Source organism: Arthrobacter sp. ES3-54 (genome assembly GCF_029504395.1).
Taxonomy (GTDB): Bacteria; Actinomycetota; Actinomycetes; order Actinomycetales; family Micrococcaceae; genus Arthrobacter.
In genome coordinates this window covers 1-21,772 of sequence record NZ_JAQFIF010000017.1, presented here as the reverse complement: position 1 = coordinate 21,772, position 21,772 = coordinate 1, and the positions used below count along the sequence as shown (strand labels likewise).

Annotated in this window: 22 protein-coding genes; 10 read left to right on the top strand and 12 right to left on the bottom strand. The window is 65.7% G+C overall.

Annotated elements, in window-relative coordinates:
- Positions 1-200: 200 nt before the first annotated feature.
- A complete protein-coding gene (locus M2428_RS19590) occupies positions 201-1,109 on the bottom strand; it encodes a serine hydrolase (RefSeq protein WP_277527634.1) in 909 nt (302 codons plus the stop codon).
- A gap of 135 nt (positions 1,110-1,244) precedes the next feature.
- Between M2428_RS19590 and M2428_RS19585 the strand changes: the two genes are divergently transcribed.
- Positions 1,245-2,165, top strand: coding sequence for a 2-hydroxyacid dehydrogenase (locus tag M2428_RS19585; RefSeq protein ID WP_277527633.1), 921 nt, complete (start codon positions 1,245-1,247; stop codon positions 2,163-2,165).
- A 39-nt stretch (positions 2,166-2,204) separates the two neighbouring features.
- Here the strand turns inward: M2428_RS19585 and M2428_RS19580 are convergent, their stop codons facing one another.
- The gene (locus M2428_RS19580) at positions 2,205-2,585 is read right to left on the bottom strand and encodes a VOC family protein (protein WP_277527632.1); all 381 of its coding nucleotides are present in this window, start codon (positions 2,583-2,585) and stop codon (positions 2,205-2,207) included.
- A gap of 154 nt (positions 2,586-2,739) precedes the next feature.
- Here M2428_RS19580 and M2428_RS19575 point away from each other — a divergent pair, with 154 nt between their 5' ends.
- Entirely contained in the window at positions 2,740-4,482 is a 1,743-nt protein-coding gene (locus tag M2428_RS19575) for an ABC transporter ATP-binding protein (protein ID WP_277527630.1), read from the top strand.
- An 86-nt stretch (positions 4,483-4,568) separates the two neighbouring features.
- On the top strand, positions 4,569-6,515 hold the full coding sequence (locus M2428_RS19570; protein ID WP_277527678.1) for an ABC transporter ATP-binding protein: 1,947 nt from the start codon (positions 4,569-4,571) through the stop codon (positions 6,513-6,515).
- Between the two features lie 418 nt (positions 6,516-6,933).
- On the opposite strand, the gene M2428_RS19565 is transcribed toward M2428_RS19570, so the two are convergent.
- Both M2428_RS19565 and M2428_RS19560 read right to left on the bottom strand, forming a co-directional pair.
- Positions 6,934-7,275 (bottom strand): hypothetical protein, encoded by a 342-nt coding sequence (locus M2428_RS19565; RefSeq protein WP_277527629.1) that lies wholly within the window; start codon positions 7,273-7,275, stop codon positions 6,934-6,936.
- Positions 7,276-7,590: 315 nt separating this feature from the next.
- A complete protein-coding gene (locus M2428_RS19560) occupies positions 7,591-8,196 on the bottom strand; it encodes a TetR family transcriptional regulator (protein ID WP_277527628.1) in 606 nt (201 codons plus the stop codon).
- Positions 8,197-8,278: 82 nt separating this feature from the next.
- Here M2428_RS19560 and M2428_RS19555 point away from each other — a divergent pair, with 82 nt between their 5' ends.
- Positions 8,279-9,058, top strand: coding sequence for an SDR family NAD(P)-dependent oxidoreductase (locus M2428_RS19555; RefSeq protein ID WP_277527627.1), 780 nt, complete (start codon positions 8,279-8,281; stop codon positions 9,056-9,058).
- A gap of 307 nt (positions 9,059-9,365) precedes the next feature.
- Here the strand turns inward: M2428_RS19555 and M2428_RS19550 are convergent, their stop codons facing one another.
- The 6 genes from M2428_RS19550 to M2428_RS19525 all read right to left on the bottom strand — a co-directional run bounded on the left by M2428_RS19550 (position 9,366) and on the right by M2428_RS19525 (position 13,411).
- A complete protein-coding gene (locus tag M2428_RS19550; RefSeq protein ID WP_277527626.1) occupies positions 9,366-10,787 on the bottom strand; it encodes an MFS transporter in 1,422 nt (473 codons plus the stop codon).
- A 182-nt stretch (positions 10,788-10,969) separates the two neighbouring features.
- Positions 10,970-11,632 (bottom strand): nucleoside/nucleotide kinase family protein, encoded by a 663-nt coding sequence (locus tag M2428_RS19545; protein WP_277527625.1) that lies wholly within the window; start codon positions 11,630-11,632, stop codon positions 10,970-10,972.
- The gene (locus M2428_RS19540) at positions 11,629-11,781 is read right to left on the bottom strand and encodes a hypothetical protein (protein WP_277527624.1); all 153 of its coding nucleotides are present in this window, start codon (positions 11,779-11,781) and stop codon (positions 11,629-11,631) included. The genes M2428_RS19545 and M2428_RS19540 overlap by 4 nt, the downstream gene beginning before the upstream one ends.
- Before the next feature lie 154 nt (positions 11,782-11,935).
- Positions 11,936-12,541, bottom strand: coding sequence for a hypothetical protein (locus M2428_RS19535; RefSeq protein ID WP_277527623.1), 606 nt, complete (start codon positions 12,539-12,541; stop codon positions 11,936-11,938).
- Complete coding sequence (locus M2428_RS19530) at positions 12,538-12,936, bottom strand: PEP-utilizing enzyme (RefSeq protein ID WP_277527622.1); 399 nt, start codon at positions 12,934-12,936, stop codon at positions 12,538-12,540. The genes M2428_RS19535 and M2428_RS19530 overlap by 4 nt, the downstream gene beginning before the upstream one ends.
- A gap of 1 nt (position 12,937) precedes the next feature.
- On the bottom strand, positions 12,938-13,411 hold the full coding sequence (locus tag M2428_RS19525; RefSeq protein ID WP_346780762.1) for a hypothetical protein: 474 nt from the start codon (positions 13,409-13,411) through the stop codon (positions 12,938-12,940).
- Positions 13,412-13,461: 50 nt separating this feature from the next.
- Here M2428_RS19525 and M2428_RS22275 point away from each other — a divergent pair, with 50 nt between their 5' ends.
- Positions 13,462-13,635 (top strand): DM13 domain-containing protein, encoded by a 174-nt coding sequence (locus M2428_RS22275; RefSeq protein ID WP_346780763.1) that lies wholly within the window; start codon positions 13,462-13,464, stop codon positions 13,633-13,635.
- 49 nt (positions 13,636-13,684) lie between these two features.
- Here M2428_RS22275 and M2428_RS19515 read toward each other — a convergent pair whose 3' ends face one another.
- Positions 13,685-14,941 (bottom strand): D-arabinono-1,4-lactone oxidase, encoded by a 1,257-nt coding sequence (locus M2428_RS19515; RefSeq protein WP_277527621.1) that lies wholly within the window; start codon positions 14,939-14,941, stop codon positions 13,685-13,687.
- A 178-nt stretch (positions 14,942-15,119) separates the two neighbouring features.
- On the opposite strand from M2428_RS19515, the gene M2428_RS19510 reads away from it, so the two are divergent.
- The 5 genes from M2428_RS19510 (at position 15,120) to M2428_RS19490 (ending at position 21,131) form a co-directional block, all read left to right on the top strand.
- Entirely contained in the window at positions 15,120-16,121 is a 1,002-nt protein-coding gene (locus M2428_RS19510; protein WP_277527620.1) for a LacI family DNA-binding transcriptional regulator, read from the top strand.
- Between the two features lie 195 nt (positions 16,122-16,316).
- A complete protein-coding gene (locus M2428_RS19505; protein ID WP_277527619.1) occupies positions 16,317-17,651 on the top strand; it encodes an extracellular solute-binding protein in 1,335 nt (444 codons plus the stop codon).
- 27 nt (positions 17,652-17,678) lie between these two features.
- The gene (locus M2428_RS19500; protein ID WP_277527618.1) at positions 17,679-18,638 is read left to right on the top strand and encodes a sugar ABC transporter permease; all 960 of its coding nucleotides are present in this window, start codon (positions 17,679-17,681) and stop codon (positions 18,636-18,638) included.
- A 2-nt stretch (positions 18,639-18,640) separates the two neighbouring features.
- Positions 18,641-19,537, top strand: a complete 897-nt coding sequence (locus M2428_RS19495) for a carbohydrate ABC transporter permease (RefSeq protein WP_277527617.1) — start codon at positions 18,641-18,643, stop codon at positions 19,535-19,537.
- A gap of 55 nt (positions 19,538-19,592) precedes the next feature.
- The gene (locus M2428_RS19490) at positions 19,593-21,131 is read left to right on the top strand and encodes an alpha-N-arabinofuranosidase (RefSeq protein WP_277527616.1); all 1,539 of its coding nucleotides are present in this window, start codon (positions 19,593-19,595) and stop codon (positions 21,129-21,131) included.
- Between the two features lie 82 nt (positions 21,132-21,213).
- Here M2428_RS19490 and M2428_RS19485 read toward each other — a convergent pair.
- The coding region (locus M2428_RS19485; protein ID WP_277527615.1) for an IS30 family transposase at positions 21,214-21,772 on the bottom strand (559 nt) is incomplete at its 5' end.

The window sequence follows — 21,772 nt, the reverse complement described above, 5'->3', positions numbered from 1 at the left end:
GGTTCGCGATTCAGAAGGAATGGACATCTGGTGCTCCTCCAGAGGGCGGCCCATGATCGTGGGATTCCATCGGGCAGTTGCGGCTGAGACTATTCCCGCTTCTTTCATCCTGCCCCCGTAATGGAGCGTGCGCCACCTCTGATCGGTTGATTTTCAGACTGTTAACAGGTCCCACGCAGGTGCACGTCAATACTGTCGTGCTACTGCCCGAACAGGGCACCCGTGACCTGGTGAGTCAGGTCGTGGATGAGGTCCAGACGGTCCGCGCTGTCGGCGTCGTTCGGGCCCCACGTGTAGATGACCACCGCATAGGAGCGGTCGCCGGCGCTGAGCAGCGCGGCGTCGTGGACGTAGCCCAGCACCACGCCGTACTTGTGGTGCACCGTGATGCCGGGGGCGAGCGCCGCCGGGATGAGGTCCTCGTCATTGGTGTGCTGCATGTAGCCCAGCAGTTCCGCGGTGTGATCGGCGTTGAGCAGCTTGCCCGTGGCGAGCTGCGTCAGGAGCCGCGCCATGTCCGGCGGGGCAATGAGGTTCTTCTCGGGATCGTAGGTGATGCCGAGCGTGGCGGCGTAGGCGGTGAGGTTGGGGTAGCCGATATCTTGCATCAGCAGCAGCCACGAGTCGTCGCTGCTGGTGTTGATCATGGCCTTGAGCTGGAACGCGGCATTGAACGCGCCCAGGGGAGTATCGAGGGACTTATCGCCGGTTTCCACGAGGTGGTAGTACGCGGCGGCGGTCAGGACTTTCGCGGTGCTCGCCGCCGTGTACGGTGCCACGTCGCCATAGCTCTGCAGCTGACCGTCGCGGGTGTCCATCACGGCGACGCCGATCCTGTGATCGGGGTGTTCGCCGATGATCCGCTGGATCTCCGCGGCGAGGTCGACGGCGGGTGACGCGGGCGCCGGGGCGGCCGCTGACGGGCTCGGCGCTTGCTGGTGGGCGGCGGTCCGGAAGTCACTAGACAGAAAGTCTCTGTGCGTTGGCGGGACGGAGCGGATGCCGCCGAGAATCACGACGGCGGCCAGCAGGAGCGCGGCGGCGGCCCAGACCAAGAGCGTTTTCCTGCGGTGGGTGGGAGCGGCCGGCCGGGGGCCCGGTTTCGTCATGTGCGTGGGCCTTCCGGACTCGACTGGATGCTGCCTTCGACGTTAGGCGCGGCCGGGGGCGAAGTCCACGCAGCGCGCGGGGCGGGGCCAAAGTCGGACAAAACTCCCGCATCCTGGTCCACTACGCTGGCACTCATGAGCCGGAAAATTACTGTCAGCCTGCCGGACGCCGCGTTGCGCGAATACCTTCAGCCGCACCCGGACGTCACCATCCTGGAGTGGGACCTGGCCGGTGAGCCGCCCCTGCCGCGGATCGACATCGTCGTTCCGCCCTACATGGGTGGCCCGCAGGTCCTGCAGGGCCTGGAATCCGTGGAGACGGCCTTGGTGCAGAGCCAGTCGATCGGATATGACGGCGTGGCGGAGTTCCTGCCGGCCGGACGGGTCTTCGCCAACGCGTCTGGCGTGCACGAGACCTCCACCGCGGAGCTGGCACTCGCCTTGATCCTCGCCAGCCAGCGCGAGTTGCCCCGTCTGATCCAGAACCAGCAGGAAGGCCGGTGGGAGGCCAGGCCCACAGCCAGCCTGGCAGACCGCCGCGTCCTGATTGTCGGCTACGGCGGGGTGGGCAGGTCCATCGAGGACCGGCTCATTCCGTTCGAGACCAGCGTGACCAGGGTGGCCAGCAGGGAACGCATGGATGAGCGCGGCCGGATCCACGGCATTGCGGAGCTCCCGGCACTGCTGCCCGTGCACGACATCGTGGTGGTGGGCGTTCCGCTCAGCGACTCCACCCGGCACCTGATTGATGATGCCTTCCTCTCGGCCATGCCGGACGGCGCCCTGGTGGTGAACGTGGCCCGCGGCCCGGTGGCGGACACTGATGCCCTGGTCCGGCACACCGCCTCCGGCCGGATCCGCGCCGCCTTGGACGTCACCGATCCAGAGCCCCTGCCCCAGGACCACCCGCTGTGGCGGACGCCGGGTGTCATCATCAGCCCGCACGTGGGCGGCGCGAGCTCGGCGATGCGCCCCCGGATGGGCCGGCTGTTGCAGATCCAGATCGATCTCATGCTGGCCGGCGAGGACCCGGCCAACGTGGTGCTGGGCGGCTGAGTTAAGGCCGGACGGCTGGCGGGGAGGGTAGCCAGGCGGCTAGGCGGGCGCGGGCGAATTGCCCGTCCCGGCGGTGTCCACCACGCAGAACCTGTTGCCTTCCGGATCGGCGAGAATCACGTAGTCGGCGTCCGCCGGCAGCTTGCTCCATTCCACCCGGGTGGCGCCCAGGGCCAGGAGCCGCTGCACTTCGGCGTCCTGTTGGTCCGTGTACAGGTCCAGATGCAGGCGCGGGGGAATCTGGACGGCCGCCGGGACGCGGTCCAGGGAGATGCACGTGCCTTTACCGCCCGGCGGCTGCAGGATCACGAAGTCGCCGTCGGGCGCGTACCGCGGTTCGTAGCCCAGGGCGGCCTGCCAGAAACTCATCTGGCGTTCGAGGTTGTCCACCCGGATCACGATCGAGCCAATGCTCAGCATCCGGTCAAGCTACACCGTTGGCGGAGTGCCGGGCAAGCAAAAACATCGCCGCAGGCCCGCCCCCGATTCGCCCTGAGAGGAACCCAGCTATCTCCCGGCGGCCGGACGTAGACTGACCCACACAAGTGCCTGTGACGCGTGAAGTGGAGACCGGATGCTCTGGAAACTGCTCGTCGAATACCTGCGGCCGCAGCGCCGGCTGCTGCTCGCCGTCGTCGTCTTCCAGCTGGCGGCGTCCATCGCCTCGCTGTACCTGCCCACCCTGAATGCGGACATCATCGATAACGGCGTGGCGACGGGGAACACGGAGTACATCCTGCGCATCGGCGGCCTGATGCTCCTGGTTACCCTGCTGCAGATCGTCTGCACCGTCGTGGCCGTGTACTTCGGCGCGAAGGCAGCGATGGCGCTGGGCCGGGACCTCCGGGGTGCCATCTTCGGCCAGGTGGCGGCGTTTTCCGAGCAGGAAGTCACCCGGTTCGGGCCGCCCAGCCTGATCACCCGCTCCACCAACGATGTCCAGCAGGTCCAGCAGCTGGTCCTGATGTCCGCCACGCTCATGGTCACGGCGCCCATGCTCTGCATCGGCGGGGTGATCATGGCCATCCGGCAGGACGTACAGCTGTCCTGGCTGATCGCGGTCAGTGTGCCCGTGCTCCTGGTTGGGGTGGGGTCGATCATTTTCCGGATGGTGCCGCTGTTCCGGCTCATGCAGACCCGGATCGACACCGTCAACCGGGTGCTGCGCGAACAGCTCACCGGCATCCGCGTGGTGCGGGCCTTCGTCCGGGAGGACGTGGAGACCGCGCGCTTTGCCCGCGCTAACGAGGACGTCACGGACACTGCGCTGCGCGCCGGCCGGCTGATGGCGCTCGCGTTCCCCACCGTGATGCTGGTGCTCAACGTCTCCAGCGCGGCCGTCATCTGGTTCGGCGCGTTCCGGATCGAGGACGGGTCCATGCAGGTTGGCACCCTCATCGCGTTCCTGAGCTACCTCATGCAGATCCTGATGTCCGTCATGATGGCCACGTTCATGGCGATCATGATCCCGCGCGCGGCCGTGTCCGGGGACCGGATTGGCGAGGTGCTCGGGACCGAGTCCAGCGTCCGGCCGCCGCTGCACCCGGTTTCGCGCGCGGCCGGGCGGGCGGCCCGCGGCGAGCTGGAGATGCGCGACGTCGGGTTCGCCTACCCGGGGGCCGAGCAGCCGGTGCTCCAGGACGTGAGCTTTACCGCCCGGGCGGGGCAGACGACGGCGATCATCGGCAGTACCGGCGCCGGCAAGACCACCCTGGTGAACCTGATGCCGCGGCTGTTCGACGCGACCTCCGGCTCGGTGCGGATCGACGGTGTGGACGTGCGCGAGCTCCACCCTGACCTGCTGTGGGGGCACATCGGCCTGGTCCCGCAGAAACCCTTCCTGTTCTCCGGCACGGTGCGCAGCAACCTGCTCTACGGCAAACCCGACGCCACCGAGGCCGAGCTCTGGCGGGCGCTGAGCATTGCGCAGGCGCAGGACTTCGTGGAGGAGCTCGAAGGCGGGCTGGACGCGCCGATCTCGCAGGGCGGCACCAACGTCTCCGGCGGCCAGCGGCAGCGGCTCGCGATCGCCCGGGCACTCGTGAAACGGCCCGAGCTCTACATCTTTGACGACTCCTTCTCCTCACTGGACACCGCCACGGACGCCCGGCTGCGGCAGGCGCTCAAGCAGCACACCGCCGGGGCCACCCTGGTGATCATCGCGCAGCGGGTCTCCAGCATTGTGGACGCGGACCAGATCCTGGTGCTGGACCGCGGCAGGATCGTCGCGCACGGCACGCACGAGGAGCTGCTCCAGACGTCCGAAACGTACCAGGAGATTGTCAACTCGCAGCTCGCGGCGGAGGAGGCGGCATGAGCCGGACCGACAAGGCGCCGACGCCGGCCCCCGCCGCCGCTCCCGGGACTTCCGGAGCACCTGCCGCGCCCGCCGCGCAGGCGCCCATGCGGATTCCCCGCCCGGCGGGCGGACCAGGCCGCGGCGGCCCGTTTGCCGGGATGAACATCCCGGTCGAGAAGGCCATGAACTTCGGCCCGTCCGCCCGGCGGCTGCTGGGCGAGCTGCGGCCCGAACGACTGTGGCTGACGCTGGTCCTGCTGCTCGCCGTCGTGAGCGTGACGTTCTCAGTGATCGGGCCGCGGCTGCTGGGCGAGGGCACCAACCTGATCTTCGCCGGCGTCGTGTCCAAGCAGCTGCCCGCAGGGGAGACCCAAGCGCAGGTGATCGCGCAGCTGCGCGCCGCGGGGGAGACCCAGCAGGCGGACATGCTCAGCGCCATGACGCTCACGCCCGGCACCGGGATCGACTTTGCCGCGCTGGCCACCGTGCTGCTGTGGGCGGTTGCCCTGTACGTGCTGGCCTCGGCGTTCGGCTGGATGCAGGCGTATATCCTCAACGGCGTCGTGCAGCGCACGGTGTTCCGGCTGCGCGAACGGATCGAGGCGAAGATCAACGGGCTGCCGCTGCGCTACTTCGATTCCGTTCAGCGCGGCGAGCTGCTCAGCCGGGTGACCAACGACGTCGACAACATCTCGCAGAGCCTGCAGCAGTCCATCAGCCAGGCCGTGACCTCGCTGCTGACCGTGGTGGGGGTGCTGGTGATGATGCTCCTGCTCTCGCCCACGCTGGCGCTGATTGCGCTGGTGACCATTCCGCTGACGCTGGTGACGACGGCGATGATCGCCAAGCGCTCCCAGAAGCTGTTCGTCGCGCAGTGGAAGCACACCGGTGAGCTCAACGGGCAGATCGAGGAGACCTACACCGGTCACGCCCTGGTGAAGGTCTTCGGCCGGCAGCACGAGGTGGAGGAGCGGTTCCGGCAGAAGAACGTGGAGCTGTACCAGGCGAGCTTCGGCGCGCAGTTCATTTCCGGGCTGATCATGCCGGCCATGACGTTCATCGGGAACCTGGTTTACGTGGGGATCGCCGTGGTGGGCGGCCTGCAGGTAGCCTCGGGGGCCATGCAGCTGGGCGACGTGCAGGCGTTCATCCAGTACTCCCGGCAGTTCACCCAGCCGCTGGCCCAGCTGGGGTCCATGGCCAACCTGCTGCAGTCCGGGGTGGCCTCGGCCGAGCGGGTGTTTGAGCTGCTGGACACAGAAGAGCAATCGGCGGATCCTTCTCCTTCCGTGGCGCCTAACGGCGGCCGCGGCCGGCTGGTGTTCGAGGACGCCTCCTTCTCCTACTCCCCGGACAAGCCGCTGATCACGGACCTGACCCTCGTGGCCGAGCCGGGCCAGACCGTCGCCATTGTGGGGCACACCGGGGCGGGCAAGACCACCCTGGTTAACCTGATGATGCGCTTCTACGAGCTCGACGCCGGGCGGATCACGCTCGACGGCGTGGACGTCACCGCGATGACCCGCAACGATCTGCGCTCGCGGATGGGCATGGTGCTGCAGGACACGTGGCTGTTCGGCGGGACCATCCGGGACAACATCGCCTACGGCCGGCCTGGCGCTTCGGAGGCCGAGATCCTGGAGGCGGCGCGGGCGACGTACGTGGACCGGTTTGTCCGGTCCCTGCCGGAGGGCTACGACACCGTGCTCGACGACGAGGGCTCCAACGTCTCCGCCGGTGAGAAGCAGCTGCTCACCATCGCCCGGGCGTTCCTGGCCCGGCCGTCCGTGCTGATCCTGGACGAGGCCACGAGCTCGGTGGACACCCGCACCGAGGTGCTGGTGCAGAAGGCCATGGGCGCACTGCGGTCCGACCGGACCAGCTTCGTGATCGCGCACCGCCTCTCCACCATCCGCGACGCCGACCTCATCCTGGTGATGGAGTCCGGGCAGATCGTGGAGCAGGGGACGCATGCGGAGTTGCTGGCCGCTGGTGGGGCCTATGCGGCGCTTTATGCGGCGCAGTTCGCGGCCCCGGTGGCGGAGGTCTAGGGGGAATACAACAATTCGTCTGTCGGCCTCGAGACGGAGAAGGATGGTTCGTCTCTCTGCGGATCAACTTGACGTAATATCCGCTATCAGCAGTCTCGGCCGGCGGTGGAGTGGCGCTCTCCAGATGCCGGGAAGCACCAGCAAACCTCAACAGCGTGACTTAATCCGCCAGGTCATCCCGTCTTCCAAGGCAGGGAAGTCAGGGAACCGTTCTGCGGTTTCCAGAGGATCTGAATCAAAGTGCGCGTCGGGTCAGCGCTGGCCAGCTTGTTGAGATCCCGCCCGAACTTGGGGCTGCTCCGCTAACCACGCCAGCCAAAGCCCCGGATGTTACGGCCGCCGCGCATGTGGCCGGTCTGGGTCGGAAGCTTATTTGTTCCTGGCCTCGATGAGCCCTCTCAGGCTGGGCGGACTTGGATCAGCCTTCCGCGGGCGCCGGTTCCCGGTCTTCGACTAATTCGGTCGGTGCCGACGCCAGTTCTCCTGCCGCCGCCACGAGCTTTTCAGCCGGCACTCCGGCGGCCAGGGCGGCAGCAACATGCACGTCGCACGCGGTTTTTGCCTGGTCAAGGGCCCATTCAGCGGCCTCGACCTCGCCGACACGGGTGATCACCGCGGCTAGCAGCGTCTCTTGCAGGACCAACAGGTCAGCGGCCGTCCTTTTGGACCCGGGTGGCACCGGCTCGCGTTCTCCGTAGAGGGTCCAATCGACCTGGGCGATGGACAGAGGGGGACTGTTTGAATAGGTGAACGGTTCCACGGGGGCGGCCTTCCACTACTGGCGAAGCAATGCTCCCGGTCGCTGAGCGGAATAAGGCCTCTGAGGACCACCAGACTGAACAAGTCTGTCTACTAAGGCAGAGACTACACAGCAAACTTCGGAAGAAGAAGTATCGCCGTCCGCATGGCAGTTAAAGACCCAACAATGGGTACTGAGTTCGCGGAAAAGGCGCCCCGGAAAACACGGCCACGTAGCCCTCTCTGAGCCCCAGCTTGACGTGAGATCCAATATCGGCGTTTGCAAGTTTTCGGGTTGCATGTGCAAGTCCTGAGAGGTTGACCTGTTTCGCCATCACTACGAGGCCGGCACCCGCAGCACCCCCACAGCCGCCACCAGATACGGCACCGGATCCGGATCCGTCCCGGCGGCCCACTGCATCCAGGCCTCGAACGTCGCGCCGATCAGCGCGGCGCACAGATACCCCGCCACGTCTTCGGAGACGCCGGCCGAGACCAGATATGCCCGGGTCCGCTCCCGCTGGGGCGCCAGGGACTCGTAGCTCCGGCTCGCCAGCTCGGGGTGTTCAGCGATCAGCCGCAGCCGGCCGCGCGTGACCCCGAGGTCAGGCAGAACGGCAACCCCGGCGACCGCCGCCTCCCGCAGCCCCGCGAGGATGTCGCCGTCGGACCCGCCGGCGACGCGGGCCGAATCCAGCACGAGACGGGACGCCTCGACCACCGGTTCCATGCCGCCCCAGACGAGCTCGGCCTTGCTGGAGAAGTAGCGGTACAGGCTCTTGCGCCCGATCCCGGCCTCGCGCGCGATGTCCTCCATGGAGGTCTGCTCGTAGCCGCGCTCGGCGAACAGCCGCAGCGCGATCGCGGCCACGGCGTCGGGATCAATCGTCACCGGCCGCCCGGCGGAGCGCGGAACGGCGGTCTCTAAAGCATCCGAAGGCATCCCACCAGTATTCACCCTTACATAATGACACAGAGTGTCATAAGCTGGCGGCATCACCGTCAGCAACGTCTGGAAGGACATCATGGGCAACGAAGCTACATGGCAGGAAGCCACCACCACCGGCCGGTTCGCCGGCAAGACCGTCATCGTCACCGGCGCAGCCTCCGGCATCGGCCAGGCCACCGCCCTGCGCATCGCCAAGGAAGGCGGCCGCGTCATCGCCGCCGACATCAGCAAGGAACGCCTGGACGACCTCGTGGCCGAGAACGCCGGGCTGGACCTCGTCCCCGTGGCCGGCGACATCTCCACCGAAGAGACCGTGGCCGCCGTCGTCACTGCCGCCGGCGGACGGGTCGACGCCCTGGCGAACGTCGCCGGCATCATGGACAACTTCGCCCCGATCCATGAGGTGGACGATGACCTCTGGGACCGCGTCTTCCGGATCAACGTCACCGCCCTGATGCGCCTGACCCGCGCCGTGGTGCCGCTGATGCTGGACGCCGGCACCGGCTCCGTGGTCAACGTCGCCTCCGAGGCCGGCCTGCGCGGGTCCGCCGCCGGCGCCGCCTACACCGCGTCCAAGCACGCCGTCGTCGGCCTGACCAAGAACTCGGCCGTAATGTACGGGCCCAAGGGCCTGCGCTTCAACGCCGTGGCCCCCGGCCCCACCATCACCAACATCGTGGCCACCTGGGGATCCCAGCTCGCGGCCGAACGCCTCGGCCCGCTGATGCAGGCCACCGTCCCCACACCCGCCACCGCGGCGCAGCTCGCCGCCTCCATCACCTTCCTGCTCAGCAACGACGGCACCAACATCAACGGCGCCATCCTCGCCTCCGACGGCGGCTGGTCGGCACTGTAGGGGAGCGGCACCAAACAGAAGCGGGGGGGGGGGGGGGGGGGCCCCCCCCCCCCCCCCCCGGGGGGGGGGGCCCCCCCCCCCCCCCCCCACCCCCCCCCCCCCCCCCCACCCCAAAAACCCCGCCACCCCGCCACAGCACCCCCCCCCCCGCCCCCCCCGCCCCCCCCCCCCCCCCGGGGGGGGGGGGGGGGGCGGGGGGGGGGCCCCCCCCCCCCCCCCCGGGGGGGGGGGGGGGGGCGCCCCCCCGCCCCCCGCTTCTGTGAAGGCGAGCACCGGCTCAGTCAGCCAGTCCCCGCTCCGCAGGCGATCAAGAGTCCGCGGTCTCCGGCTCCTCTGCAGCCGCCTGCGCATACGACGCCGAGACGCGGCGGTAGACCGGGGTCAGGAAGGCCAGCAGCGCGGCTGCGATCATGATGATGCCGGCCACCAGGAAGATCAGGGCAATGCCGCGGGAGGTGCCCTCGCCCAGCAGCGGTGCCAGCTGGGCGGCGCCCTCAGCGGACCGCGCATAGGGGATGAGCCAGAACTGGGCGATCGGGGCAATGAGGAAGGCGGTGATCGGCGCTGCCGCCGACTCGAAGGCCATGGCGAACCCGAACACCCGGCCCTGCCGGGGCAGCGACACCACCTGCTGGATGACCGTCTGCTCGGCGGCCTCCACAAAAGGAATCAGCACCAGGTACAGCCAGATACCCGCGATGTACAGCCATGCCCACTCCCGCAGCGTGAACACAGCGCCGAGGACCCCCATGATCATGACAGCGATGAGCATGGTGCGCAGCGGATTGGATCCGAGTCCGAACTTGCCGATCAACGCGCCGCCGACTATGAACCCGGTGGATCCCAGGGCGAACACGGCTCCCCACAGCTCCACGGGGAACATCTCCAGTCCATAGGGATCCATGAGCGCCATATAGACGCCGCCGATGAAGTTGTTAAACGTGGTGAAAAGGATCAGCGCGAACAGGCCTGAAATGGCCAGGACGGCGGCAACGGAGCCGCGCAGGTCGAATGCGCCGTGGGCGTCCGTGGTGGCCACCCGCACTTCCTCCGGCAGGCGCAGCGTGAGCAGGTGCGCGAAGGCAAGGGCAGTGAGCACCACTGCCACGACGACCGTCCAGCCCATGCCCAGCAGCCCGACCGACAGCCCGGAGAGCACCGAGGTGACGATAAACGCCAGACCCTGCACCATGCCCACCAGCCCGTTGGCGTTAGCCCGCCGGCCCGGCTCGATGAGGATGGTGACTATGGTGGAGAGGGCCACGTTGCGCATGTTCTCCACCACCGCGCCCACCAGGATGATCACGGCGAAGATCCAAAACCACGGCTGTGTCAGGTCCAGCAGGCTGGCAGTAGGTGTCAGCAGGAACATCACCCCGGCCAGCAGGAACATCACCAGCGTGAAACCAGCGGCGAAGCGCATCACGGCCAGCTTGCGGTAGCGGTCCACAAACGTGCCGAAGCTGATGCTGGAAAGGGCAATCAACAGCATGTATGCCCCGCCGATCACCCCGGTGGCGATCACGTTGCGCGTCTCCAGATAGACCCAAAACGTCAGGGCAAACCACAGATAGCTGGTGGTGATGTTGGCCAGGGCAGTGTTTACCAGGATCCCGGCGAACGTGCGGGACCGCTGTGCCGGACTGCGCAAGGACGTGTCGATGGCGTCAGGATCGGCCGGGCTTGGAGACTCAGCGACCCCGGCAGGTGCCGGTTCGTGCTCGGTCATGCGTCCCAGTTTACTGACAACCAATGAGCGCGCTACCGGCCACCGCGGGGTATTTCGGCTACCTGCTTAAGTGGTGGCCGCCGCGGCTGCCATACCCTGCCAGGGCTTCCCACGGGCGACGGCGAGAGGTCCCGCCGTCGTCCGCGCTGCAGTTCTCCTCACGGGTGGACGGGATGCTCGGATCAAACGGCATTCGAGGAAGCCTCCTCGAGCGTGACAACAAGATCGGCACTCGCCTTCGTTGCCTGGATCAGCCGGGCGTTTTTCTCGTCCACCGTGTGCACCCATGCCTCGGCCTCGGCTGGACTCTTGCCGAACTGGATGTGGCGCTGGATGAGGCGCTGTACGCGTAGATTGTTGTCCTGCTCGCAATACCAAATCTCCGTGCACTGGTTCCGCACAAGCTCCCAGCCCGGGCGGTCGAGCAGGAGGTAGTTTCCCTCGGTGATGATCGTCGTCGCCGTCGGGAAGACCGGGATGACCCCGGCGATGGGCTGTTCTATGGTGCGCTCGAACCCGGGCGCGTAAACCACAGCCTCCCGTGGGGATCGCAGGCGCTGCAACAAGGCCGCGTAGCCGTGCACGTCAAACGTCTCGGGGGCGCCCTTGCGATCCAGCACGCCCAGACGTGTCAGCTCGTGATCGGAGAGGTGAAAGCCGTCCATGGGCACATGGGCGTAGGCCTGCTGCTCCGGATCTGTGGTGTCCTTGTTCAGTTCGCCGACGAGGCTTTCGACGAGGGTCGTCTTTCCAGCTCCGGGCGCCCCGACGACGCCGATGACCACCGGCGTCGTACGGGAAGCATTCAGGTGCCTCACCCTTGTCAGGAGGCCCTCCAGTGTCATCGCGTTGCCCGTGTGGCGTGGAAGATGGCGGTGAAATTAAGGTGCCCTGATCCGAGGTAACCGCGGTGGTTCTCGCCGGTGTGGACATATCCGAGCCGGTCACCCACCTCGTAGGGGGGTGAAACGAGATCGTTTTTCTCGATGTTCATGCAGCAAGTGTCGAGGTGGATCAGGGCCTTGTCACGGCCGATGTCATCGGCGAGGTGGAGCGCATCGTGCTGACTGGTCGCAGCGGGACTATCGGCCAGATCGCAGCGTGGACGTGGCGGTTCTGCTGGGTCTCTTGGGGCTGGCATGGAGTGTTCATCTCCGGAGGCCGAGGGTGGCGATGAGGTCTTCGTGCAGCTCGAACCATATGCGGTGGAAGGAGTCGCGGTCTGTGGCGGTGAACCAAGCCGGCTCCGTGGCTGCATTTGTTACTGCTTGCTCGAGGCGTTGCGTGTATCCGTTGAACCGCGGTAACACCGCTGTCAGGCGGGCTTCCAGATCGCTGAGGGACGCCGTCGCCCGGGTGAAGGTTTGATGTGTATGCTCGTCGATCCTGTCGTTTGGCTGATTTCCGTCAGAGAGCCAGCGGAGTTGGAGTTTGCTGCAGGCGGCCACGACCTCTGCGTTCAGGGGTGCGAAGTTCGCGTGCACGGCGGTGACCTCTGCATGGCCGCCTGCGCTGGTGAGCTCCTCCGCCAGGAGCCGTTCGTTTTCAGTCCTGCCGGAGACTGTCAGGGACCAGCCCCGGATTCCCCCGAAGGAGGAGCGCACCGCCCATCCTTTTGCGCCGGCATCTATCAGGAGACGTTCGACGTGGTTCGGATCCTGGCCGAACCGTTCAGCAACTGACTTAGTGTCCGCGAAGCCGAGCAGCCTCATGGCGTGCAGGGGGAGCAGCATTGATGGCTGTTGCGGGCTCATCGTGGACCGGCTCCGGGGCCTGCGGGTTTCTCGTGGACGGTTCCATGAGTGCCGTCCACCGTGAGCGTCGTTCCGGTGGAGATACGGGTCAGGGCGTCGCGTATCCCCAGGACGGCGGGGATACCGTGTTCGCGGGCCACGATGGCGGCGTGCGAAAGCACTCCGCCCGTTTCCGTGATAACTGCAGCGACCATCCCGAACAGTGGTGTCCAGGCGGGGTCAGTGGTGCGGCAGACCAGGACGTCGCCAGGCATCACCGCGGAGAATTGGTCGAGGCTGTGAACGGTCCGCGCAGTCCCGCACGCGACACCCGGGCTTGCTCCGATTCCGTGGAGAACGGCGCCGGAGGGATCCATGCTTTCTGTTCCGGCCTTGGCCGCAGAGGTAAATTCCACGTCAGCCCACCGCACCCGTCTCGGGCCTGCCGAGCAGCCGGTCGAGTCGCTGTTGCGCGGCCTGCGCTGAGCGCAGACCAAGGCTCTGGGCAATCTGCGCCCAGGTCAGCCCCTCGGCCCGTGCCAGGAACAGGAGCGCGGTTTCCAGGCCATCCATCTCTGCCCGCGCGGCTGACATAAGGGTGAGGCCGGCCCGCACGTCCAGACCATCCACCGACTCTCCGCGACCGGTCCCGTTGGCCCGCCACAGGACGTGCTGGACGAGGTCGCTCGCGGAAGGGGGCTGTCGCTCACCCAGCCACGGCCGGGGCGGCAGTTCTGACGCGCCCCTGTCCAGCAAAATCCGCGCCGCCTGGCTTTGGCGGAGAGCCTCCGCAGCGTCGTCGGACCCGACGCCGGCTCCGTCGGTCTCGTTCATTCCAGCCTCCAGTTCCCGCCGGCCCTGCGCCCCGCCGACACCACAACCTTCTGGCATCAACATAGTGTTGTCAACAAACTGTTGACGAATCAGCGTCGGCGTGGGTTATAAGGCACCCTGAAATCCCTAGGCATGGGAGTTCTCGGTCTGCATGGACTCCAGGAGCCCGCCGCCCGATCTCGGATGAGGTTGATCTGTCCAAGTACAAGTCCGTCGATCTATGGTGCGTTCAATTCGCGGTGTCATTCGGGGCTGCTCAACTCACATCCCGAGGCCAATGAGGCAATGAATCCGGCCGGGCAGTGGAGTTTTCGTCCGTCCGCCAACCGCCTAGCGTGAGTTCACCGCCGGGACACCGAGGACGCTGTCCAGCAGTCCGTTGCGGAATTTGCCCTGCGGGTCGTGCATCGATGCCAGCGAGCGGAAGTCCGCAAAGCGGGGGTAGAGGGACTCCCAGTCGTGACCGCCGGGAGTGAAAAGCTTGCCCCAGTGCGGTCTGGCCCCGAACGGCTGAAGCAGGTCTTCGAGCTGTGGAAGAACGGCTTCCACCTGCGGCTGCAGCGGCTTCCATGTGAAGTGCAGGGCAACGCTCTGCTGCCGGTAGAAGGGACTGAGCCAGAATTCGTCGGCGGCGCCGGTCCGGATTTCCGAGACAAAAAGCAGAGGTGCAAGTTTGTCCGCCAGACTCCGCACTGCCTGGAGTGCAGCAGGGGCCTGCTCCAGCGGCAGGATGAATTCGCTCTGCAGTTCCTCACCCTTGCTGGGCGTGAACTCGTGGCGGAAGTGCGGCAGCCGGTCCAGCCATTGCCCGGGCTCATCCATCTGGACTGTGCAGTTCTCGGCGGACATCCCCGGCAGCGGGTGCCGCGGGCGGATGGCAGCCGTGGCGCCGAACAGGTCGCCGATGGGAGGCTCCGAGTCCAGCGCTTTGAGCCAGACCTGGCTGATGCAATCGCCTGCGTAATCGGTGAAAAGACTCACGCTGTAGGCGCTGGACACGAGCTGTGTGAAGTCCGGCAGCGCCCGTTCCCACGGCAGGTTTTCCAAAACACGCTGGCGCATGCTGAAACTTGGCCGGACGGCAAGCTGGAGGCCGGTGACGATGCCAAGGGCGCCCAGGCCCACCACGCTGCCCAGGAACTCCTCTCCGTCCGCGCGGGACAGCGATACCTGCTCGCCCGAGGGCCGGACCAGATCAAGGCCCTCCACCGCCCCGGCCAGGGAGGGGTTGTTCACCCCAGAGCCATGGGTGCCCGTCTGGACTGCCCCTGCCACGGAAATGTGGGGCAGTGACGCCAGATTGTGGATGGCCACGCCGGACTGTTCCAACGCGCGGCACAGCGCACCGTAGCTCACTCCGCCGCTGACGCGGACCGTCTGCCGTTCTGAGTCCAGTTCGATGTGCTGCGGCAGGGCGTCCAGCAGCACGTGCACGCCGTCGGTGTCCCCCACGCGGTTGAAGGAGTGCCGCGATCCGAGGGCCTTGACCCGGCCGGCGCGCGCCACTACCTGTGCGAGCTCAGCCACCGACTCCGGGCGCAAGACGTCCGCTGATGAGTAATTGAGATTTCCTGCCCAGTTCTTCATTTGGTCGGCTTTCCGGTGAAGGTACGTTTCGTTCTAACAACTGTGAGCGCTAACAATTTTCCTGTCAAGGCGCTTCCTCCGCCGCCCGCCGAGACGGGAGGTAACATCGTCAGCAGGTCATCCACAGCAGCAGCCATTGGCTGCGGGCTTTGGCCCAGGATGCTTTGAAAGGGGAGCAGTGCGCGCAACCGTCAAGGACGTCGCGCGTCGTGCCGGCGTTTCACCCAAGACCGTCTCGAACGTGATGAACGGAATCGTTCCGGTTAGTGGAGCCACCAAGTTCAAGGTGGAGCAGGCCATTCTCGAGCTGGATTATGTGCCCAACCTCTCCGCCCGCGGACTGCGCAACGGCAGGTCGGGTGTTATCGCCTTGGCGCTGCCGGACCTGGCGACTCCCTACTCGGCCGAGATTGCGCACAACGTGGTGGAAGTTGCCCACGAGCAGGGCTGGAGCGTTCAGATCGAGGAAACCGGGTCCGATCCCCGGCGCGAATACGAACTGATGTCCCGCGCGCGGTCCAACCTTATCGATGGCCTGATCCTCAACCCGGTGGTGCTGGACGAGAGTGCCGTCAAGGTGGGCGTCTCACTGCCCCCGGTCGTTCTGCTGGGTGAGGTGTCCCAAAAACTGGCCGACCGGGTGTGGGTGGACAGCGTTGCTGCCGCCCGTGACATGACCCTGGCGCTTGCCAGGACCGGCCGGCGTCGTATCGCCGTGCTCGGAACCGCGGAAGGCCGAGGCTCCGCCGCAGCAATCCTGCGGACCCGCGGCTACCACGCCGCGCTCGAAGAGCTCGGCATCGACCGCGACGACTCACTGCTCATCCCGTGCGAAAAGTGGACACCGCAGACGGCCGCCGCCGCGCTCGCCTCCTATCTGGACTCCCACCCGCTCCCAGAGGCGCTGTTCTGCTTCACCGACTCCATGGCCATCGGCGCTATGAGCGTGTTGTGGAACAGGGGAATCAGCGTCCCTGGCGACGTTGCCGTGGCGGGCTTTGACGACATCGCCGACGGGCAATACGCCGTGCCATCCCTCACCACAGTTTCCTTCGACAAGCGCCAGGTGGCCAGCGAAGCCCTCCGCCTGCTCACCGAGCGGATGGCAGACCGTACCGGCGAGCAGAGGGTGGTCACCCTCGACTACAGAATCGTCGAGCGGGACAGCACCCGCGGCTAAAGAGAGCGCACCAAAACGAGACTGCTGCATCACTTGTTCACGCTAACAATTTTCCCTTGTGGTGAGTTTTACATCGATGTAATGTGAGTTCCGCGTCACATCGCCCCTGCCGCTCCCGGGACTCAGTGCACCGGAACGGCAGTGTTTTGTGCCATCAGGATTATTTTTCAGCGGACCCATCCAAAGGAGTGACGGGTGAAGCAGATTGACTTTTTTGCCGGGAAACAAGTGACCCGGCGGCAATTACTGGCAGGTTCGGCGGCCTTCGGAAGCGTGTTCGCGGCGGCCGGCCTCACAGGCTGCGGAGGTCCCGCCTCGGCAGCGGGCGTGCGGGACATTGCGTTCTGGCACCTCCTGTCCGGCGGTGACGGCATCAAGATGCAGGCAATGATCAGTAAGGCGAACGAGGGCAATCCCGGATTCACCGTTCATCCGACCGTCCTGGCGTGGGGGCCGCCGTACTACACAAAGCTGGCGATGGCGTCAGCCGGAGGCCGTCCGCCGGAACTTGCCATCATGCACGCAAGCCGGGTTCCCGGCTACGCCCCCGGAGGACTCATCGACCCGTGGGACATGTCCTTGCTGGCAGAACACGGCGTGACGCCCCAGAGCTTCGCACCGAGGATCTGGGACAAGAGCCAGCAGAATGGCCAGGTTTTTTCCATTGCCCTGGACTCGCACCCTTTCGTCATGTTCTACAACACCGAGGTTGCCGGCAAGGCCGGGGTGCTGGCCCCCGACGGGCACCTGCAGGCTGCAAGTTCCCCGCAGGAGTTCCTCTCGATGGCCCGCGAAATGCAGAAGGTGACGCAGGCGCACGGCCTGTCCTTCGGCTACCTTGGCAGCGGATCCCAGATGTGGCGCCTTTTCTACACCCTCTACAAGCAGCACGGTGTGGACATGGAACTCACCCAGGGGCAACCGATGAAGGCTGACAGGGATGCGGCGATCGAGTCCCTGGAATTCATGGCGTCACTGTTCGACGACACAGTAGCTGCCAAGAGCGGGGACATCAGTACGGGCATCGCCGAATTTGCCCGTGGCGGTTCCGGCATGCTCTTCAGCGGTGTCTGGGAACTTCCCACTCTCAAGAAGGCCGGTCTGCCGGTCGACGCGGCAACCATCCCCACGCTCTACGGGACGCCGGCTGCCTATGCTGACTCTCATTCCTTTGTCCTGCCGCGGCAACTCAACGCCGACGACGAGAAGCGGCGCGACGTGTACAAGTTCGTGAGCGATGTCCTCAAGGGATCGCTGTCCTGGGCGGAAGCCGGACACATTCCGGCCTATCAGCCGATCGTGCAGTCACAGGCGTACCGGGAACTCACCCCCCAGATTCACTACGCCAACGCGGCGGACATTATCAACTACGACCCGGAATCCTGGTTCAGTGGCTCCGGCTCGGACTGGCAAACCTACTTTGCGGAAAACGTGCAGAACGTACTCCTCGGCCGCGACAAGGCCGCCGACGGTTGGGACGCCTTCGTGCACCGCACCAACACCCTTCTCTCCCGGCCCAATCCGGTCTGAGCCACCCGAGTGACAAAGGAGTCCCTGATGAGTTCGTTAGCAACGTCCGGCCGGACCGCTGAGCGTACGGCATCTTCCCGTCCAACCCGGAGCCGTCCCCAGCCGGGCCCGGCCCCGTCCCGTCAAGCCAGGGACAATCTGACCGGCTGGGGCTTCGCCGCCCCTTTCCTGGCGTTCTTCCTGGTCTTCCTGGTCTGGCCCATTCTTTACGGCCTCTTCATGAGCCTGACAGGCAAGTCCCTTACCGGCGCCAACGACAACCTGATTGGCCTGGCCAACTACGCCGAGGCCTTGGCCGATGCGGACATGTGGCGTTCCCTGGGCAACACGCTCTACTTCACGGTGATCAGCACGGTTCCCCTGGTGATCGTCGCCTTGGTCATGGCCGCCCTGCTTAACGTCGGGTTGCCTGCCCAATGGCTGTGGCGGCTCTCCTACTTTGCTCCGTACCTGCTCGCCTCGACCGTGGTCTCACTCTTCTTTACTTGGATGTACAACCCGCAGCTGGGGCTGATCAACGACTCCCTGGCGAAAATCGGGCTTCCAAAGGTGGCCTGGCTGAACGACCCGAATGTGGCGATGTGGGCCATCGTCATCGCCACGCTGTGGTGGACCGTGGGCTTCAACTTTCTGTTGTACCTGGCGGCCATGCAGAACATCCCCCACCAGCACTACGAGGCGGCATCCCTGGACGGGGCCGGAGCCTGGCGGCAGTTCTTCTCCATCACTCTGCCGCAGCTGGCGCCGACCACCGTGATGATCGTCCTCCTCCAGATCCTGGCATCACTGAAAATCTTTGATCAGGTGTACCAGATGACGGCCGGTGGCCCCAGCGGTTCCACCAGGCCGGTAGTTCAGTACATCTTCGAAACCGGCTTTACCGGCTACCGGCTGGGCTACTCCGCAGCCGTCTCCTACATTTTCTTCGGGCTGATCGTGATCGTCTCGGTCATGCAGTTCCTCATCACGCGCCGCAGGAGTGCATAACTATGGCAACCCAGACACTCACCCGCCCCGCCCCGCACATCGCCGGCGCTGCAGCGGCCCGAAAACCCCGCCGGAAGATCACGGCCGGCAAGGCCGCCGTCACCGCGGTCGCGGCGCTCCTGGCAGTCCTGTGGCTCATTCCCTTCGCCTGGGCTACGGTTACGGCCTTCAAGAGCGAAACCGACGCCGCAGCGCCGACGGTCAGCTGGATCCCGCCGTCGGGCTTTACGGCCGATGCTTTCGTCAAGGTGTTCCAAGACGGCAATATCCCGCTGTGGACGTGGAATTCCCTCTATACCTCGGCCGCCATCACGGTGATCACGCTGGTCATCTCCGCGCTGGTCGCCTACGCCTTGTCGCGCATCGATTTCCGGGGCAAAAAAGTCCTGATGACGGTGATCATCGCCTCCATCATCATCCCGCCACCGGTGCTGATGATTCCGCTGTTCTATCAAATGGTGGCGCTCCACATGATTGACACGGCCTGGGCCGTCATCCTGCCGCAGGTCATCCACCCCGCCATGGTGTTTGTGCTCAAAAAGTTCTTTGATCAGATCCCGCGTGAACTCGAGGAAGCTGCGGTGATGGATGGGGCCAGCCGGATGCGGATCTTCGTCCGGATCATCCTGCCGCTCTCACGCCCCATCCTCGCCGCCGTCGCGATCTTCGTTTTCATCAGCGCGTGGAACAACTTCCTCTGGCCCTTCATCTCCACGAACGACGGGTCCATCCTGACCCTTCCGGTGGGACTGCAGACCATCAAGAGTGCCTATGGCATTCAGTACGCACAAAACATGGCATCCGCGCTGCTCGCGGCCCTGCCGCTCATCCTGGTCTTCCTGTTCTTCCAGCGCCAGATCATCAAGGGCGTTGCGACCACCGGCCTCGCCGGCACCTGAACCCGAGCCCTGATTACTTCCAACGAACCTGTTCAACCAAAAGGAGATACCCCACATGTCCCGCGCACGAATCACCCTGGACCGAGACTTCACCATCGGGGAGGTGCCCCGCCGCCTTTTTGGCTCCTTCGTTGAGCACATGGGCCGCTGCGTCTACACCGGAATCTACGAACCGGGCCATCCGGAGGCCGACGAAAACGGCTTCCGCCAGGACGTGCTTAAGCTCGTCAAGGAACTCGGGGCCACTGTCATCCGCTACCCCGGCGGAAACTTCGTGTCCGGTTATAACTGGGAAGACGGAGTAGGCCCGCGGGAAAACCGCCCACGGCGGCTCGACGGCGCCTGGCACACCCTGGAGACGAACGCCTTCGGACTGCACGAGTTCGTGGACTGGTCCCGTCAGGCGGGGACCGAAATCATGGAAGCCATCAACCTGGGCACCAGAGGAGTGGATGCGGCGCGCGAGATCGTGGAGTACGCCAACCATCCCGGAGGCACCTATCTTTCGGACCTGCGCGCCAAGAACGGGCACAAGGACCCGTTCGACATCAAGCTTTGGTGCCTCGGCAATGAAATGGACGGGCCCTGGCAGATCGGCCACAAAACCGCGGAAGAGTACGGCCGGCTGGCCCAGGAAGCCGCCAAGGCGATGCGGTTCGTGGACCCGGACATCGAACTGGTGGCCTGCGGAAGCTCCAGCTCCGCCATGCCCACGTTCGGAGCCTGGGAACAGACAGTGCTCACCCACGCCTACGAGGAAGTGGATTACGTCTCGCTGCATGCCTACTACCAGGAGCATGAGGGCGACGTCGGCAGCTTCCTCGCCAGCGCAGTGGACACTGATTATTTCATCGAATCAGTGATCGCCACTGCCGATGCCGTCCGGGCGAAGGGAAAGCACAAGAAACACGTCAACCTGTCCTTCGACGAGTGGAACGTCTGGTACCAGCGCGGCCTCGATACCGAGGACCAGCCCAGCCAGGTGGCCAAGGCCGGCTGGCGCGAGCACCCAAGGGTCATTGAGGACAAGTACAACGTGACGGATGCCGTCGTCGTCGGCACCCTGCTCAACTCGCTGCTCCGCCACGGCGACCGGGTCAAGATCGCCAACCAGGCACAGCTGGTCAACGTCATCGCCCCGATCCTCAGCGAGGAAAACGGCCCGGCCTGGCGGCAGACCATCTTCCACCCCTTCGCGCGCATGGCCGAACTGGCGAAGGGCCAGATCCTGCGCCTGTCCGTTGACTCGGACAAGTACGAAAATACCCGCTTCGGCGACACAGACCTCGTGGATGTGAGTGCGACGTGGAACGAGGAAACGGGCCGCGTGGCGCTCTTCGTCGCAAACCGCGGCCTCGAGGAAGCGGCAGATGTTGAAGTCGCACTGCGCGGGTTTGATGCCCGCCGGGTGCTCCGCGCGGAGGTCCTGGAAATCCCCGAAGGTGGGAACCGTTTCACGGTCAATTCCCAAGGCAATCCGGACCAGGTGGGGCTCAAGCCGCTGGAGGGGGCGAAGGCGAGCGGCTCCGAACTCCGGGCAACGCTCCCGGCGCTGTCCTGGGCTGTGATTGAGCTGGACGTTGTCAAAAACTGACCACATGTCCGCAGCAGCTTTAAGAGGACGACGGCGGGAGCCCAAGGGCGGTTTCAAGGGGTCGTTGCAACACCGCTGGTGGCTAGGTGGTCATTAGTAGATCACGCAGACGCTCGGCTGGGGTATCCCAGTCGAGCGTTTTGCGTGGGCGGCCGTTGAGTTCCTGGGCGACGCGTTCGAGGTCCTCGGGGCCGTAGATAGACAGGTCGGTGCCCTTTTCGAAGTATTGGCGCAACAGCCCGTTGGTGTTTTCGTTGGAGCCCCGCTGCCAGGGGCTGCCCGGGTCGCAGAAGTAGACCTGCATGTCCGTGGCCAGGGTGAAGGATTTATGGGCGGCCATTTCCGCTCCCTGGTCCCAGGTCAGGGACCCGCGCAGGTGATCCGGCAGCGTGGACATCGTGGCGATCAGCCCGTCACGGACGGTTTCTGCGGTGTGGTCCCCGGACAGGTGGACCAGCATCACGTACCGGGTCGTGCGCTCGACCAGGGTCCCGATCGCGGACTGGTTGTTCGCCCCGGTGATCAAATCCCCCTCCCAATGCCCTGGCACGGCCCGGTCCTTGACCTCGGCTGGCCGCTCGGAGATCATCACCATCGGATCAACGAACCGTGACTGGCGCTGCTGCGGGTCTTTGTGAGGT

Coding starts and splice junctions, on each gene's coding strand:
- M2428_RS19585 (WP_277527633.1), top strand. CDS start 1,245: ATGAGCCGGAAAATTACTGTCAGCCTGCCGGACGCCGCGTTGCGCGAA.
- M2428_RS19550 (WP_277527626.1), bottom strand. CDS start 10,787: ATGACCGAGCACGAACCGGCACCTGCCGGGGTCGCTGAGTCTCCAAGC.
- M2428_RS19490 (WP_277527616.1), top strand. CDS start 19,593: ATGTCCCGCGCACGAATCACCCTGGACCGAGACTTCACCATCGGGGAG.
- M2428_RS19535 (WP_277527623.1), bottom strand. CDS start 12,541: ATGAGCCCGCAACAGCCATCAATGCTGCTCCCCCTGCACGCCATGAGG.
- M2428_RS19575 (WP_277527630.1), top strand. CDS start 2,740: ATGCTCTGGAAACTGCTCGTCGAATACCTGCGGCCGCAGCGCCGGCTG.
- M2428_RS19570 (WP_277527678.1), top strand. CDS start 4,569: ATGCGGATTCCCCGCCCGGCGGGCGGACCAGGCCGCGGCGGCCCGTTT.
- M2428_RS19515 (WP_277527621.1), bottom strand. CDS start 14,941: ATGAAGAACTGGGCAGGAAATCTCAATTACTCATCAGCGGACGTCTTG.
- M2428_RS19555 (WP_277527627.1), top strand. CDS start 8,279: ATGGGCAACGAAGCTACATGGCAGGAAGCCACCACCACCGGCCGGTTC.
- M2428_RS19580 (WP_277527632.1), bottom strand. CDS start 2,585: ATGCTGAGCATTGGCTCGATCGTGATCCGGGTGGACAACCTCGAACGC.
- M2428_RS19525 (WP_346780762.1), bottom strand. CDS start 13,411: ATGCCAGAAGGTTGTGGTGTCGGCGGGGCGCAGGGCCGGCGGGAACTG.
- M2428_RS19495 (WP_277527617.1), top strand. CDS start 18,641: ATGGCAACCCAGACACTCACCCGCCCCGCCCCGCACATCGCCGGCGCT.
- M2428_RS19500 (WP_277527618.1), top strand. CDS start 17,679: ATGAGTTCGTTAGCAACGTCCGGCCGGACCGCTGAGCGTACGGCATCT.
- M2428_RS19590 (WP_277527634.1), bottom strand. CDS start 1,109: ATGACGAAACCGGGCCCCCGGCCGGCCGCTCCCACCCACCGCAGGAAA.
- M2428_RS19540 (WP_277527624.1), bottom strand. CDS start 11,781: ATGAACATCGAGAAAAACGATCTCGTTTCACCCCCCTACGAGGTGGGT.
- M2428_RS19545 (WP_277527625.1), bottom strand. CDS start 11,632: ATGACACTGGAGGGCCTCCTGACAAGGGTGAGGCACCTGAATGCTTCC.
- M2428_RS19560 (WP_277527628.1), bottom strand. CDS start 8,196: ATGCCTTCGGATGCTTTAGAGACCGCCGTTCCGCGCTCCGCCGGGCGG.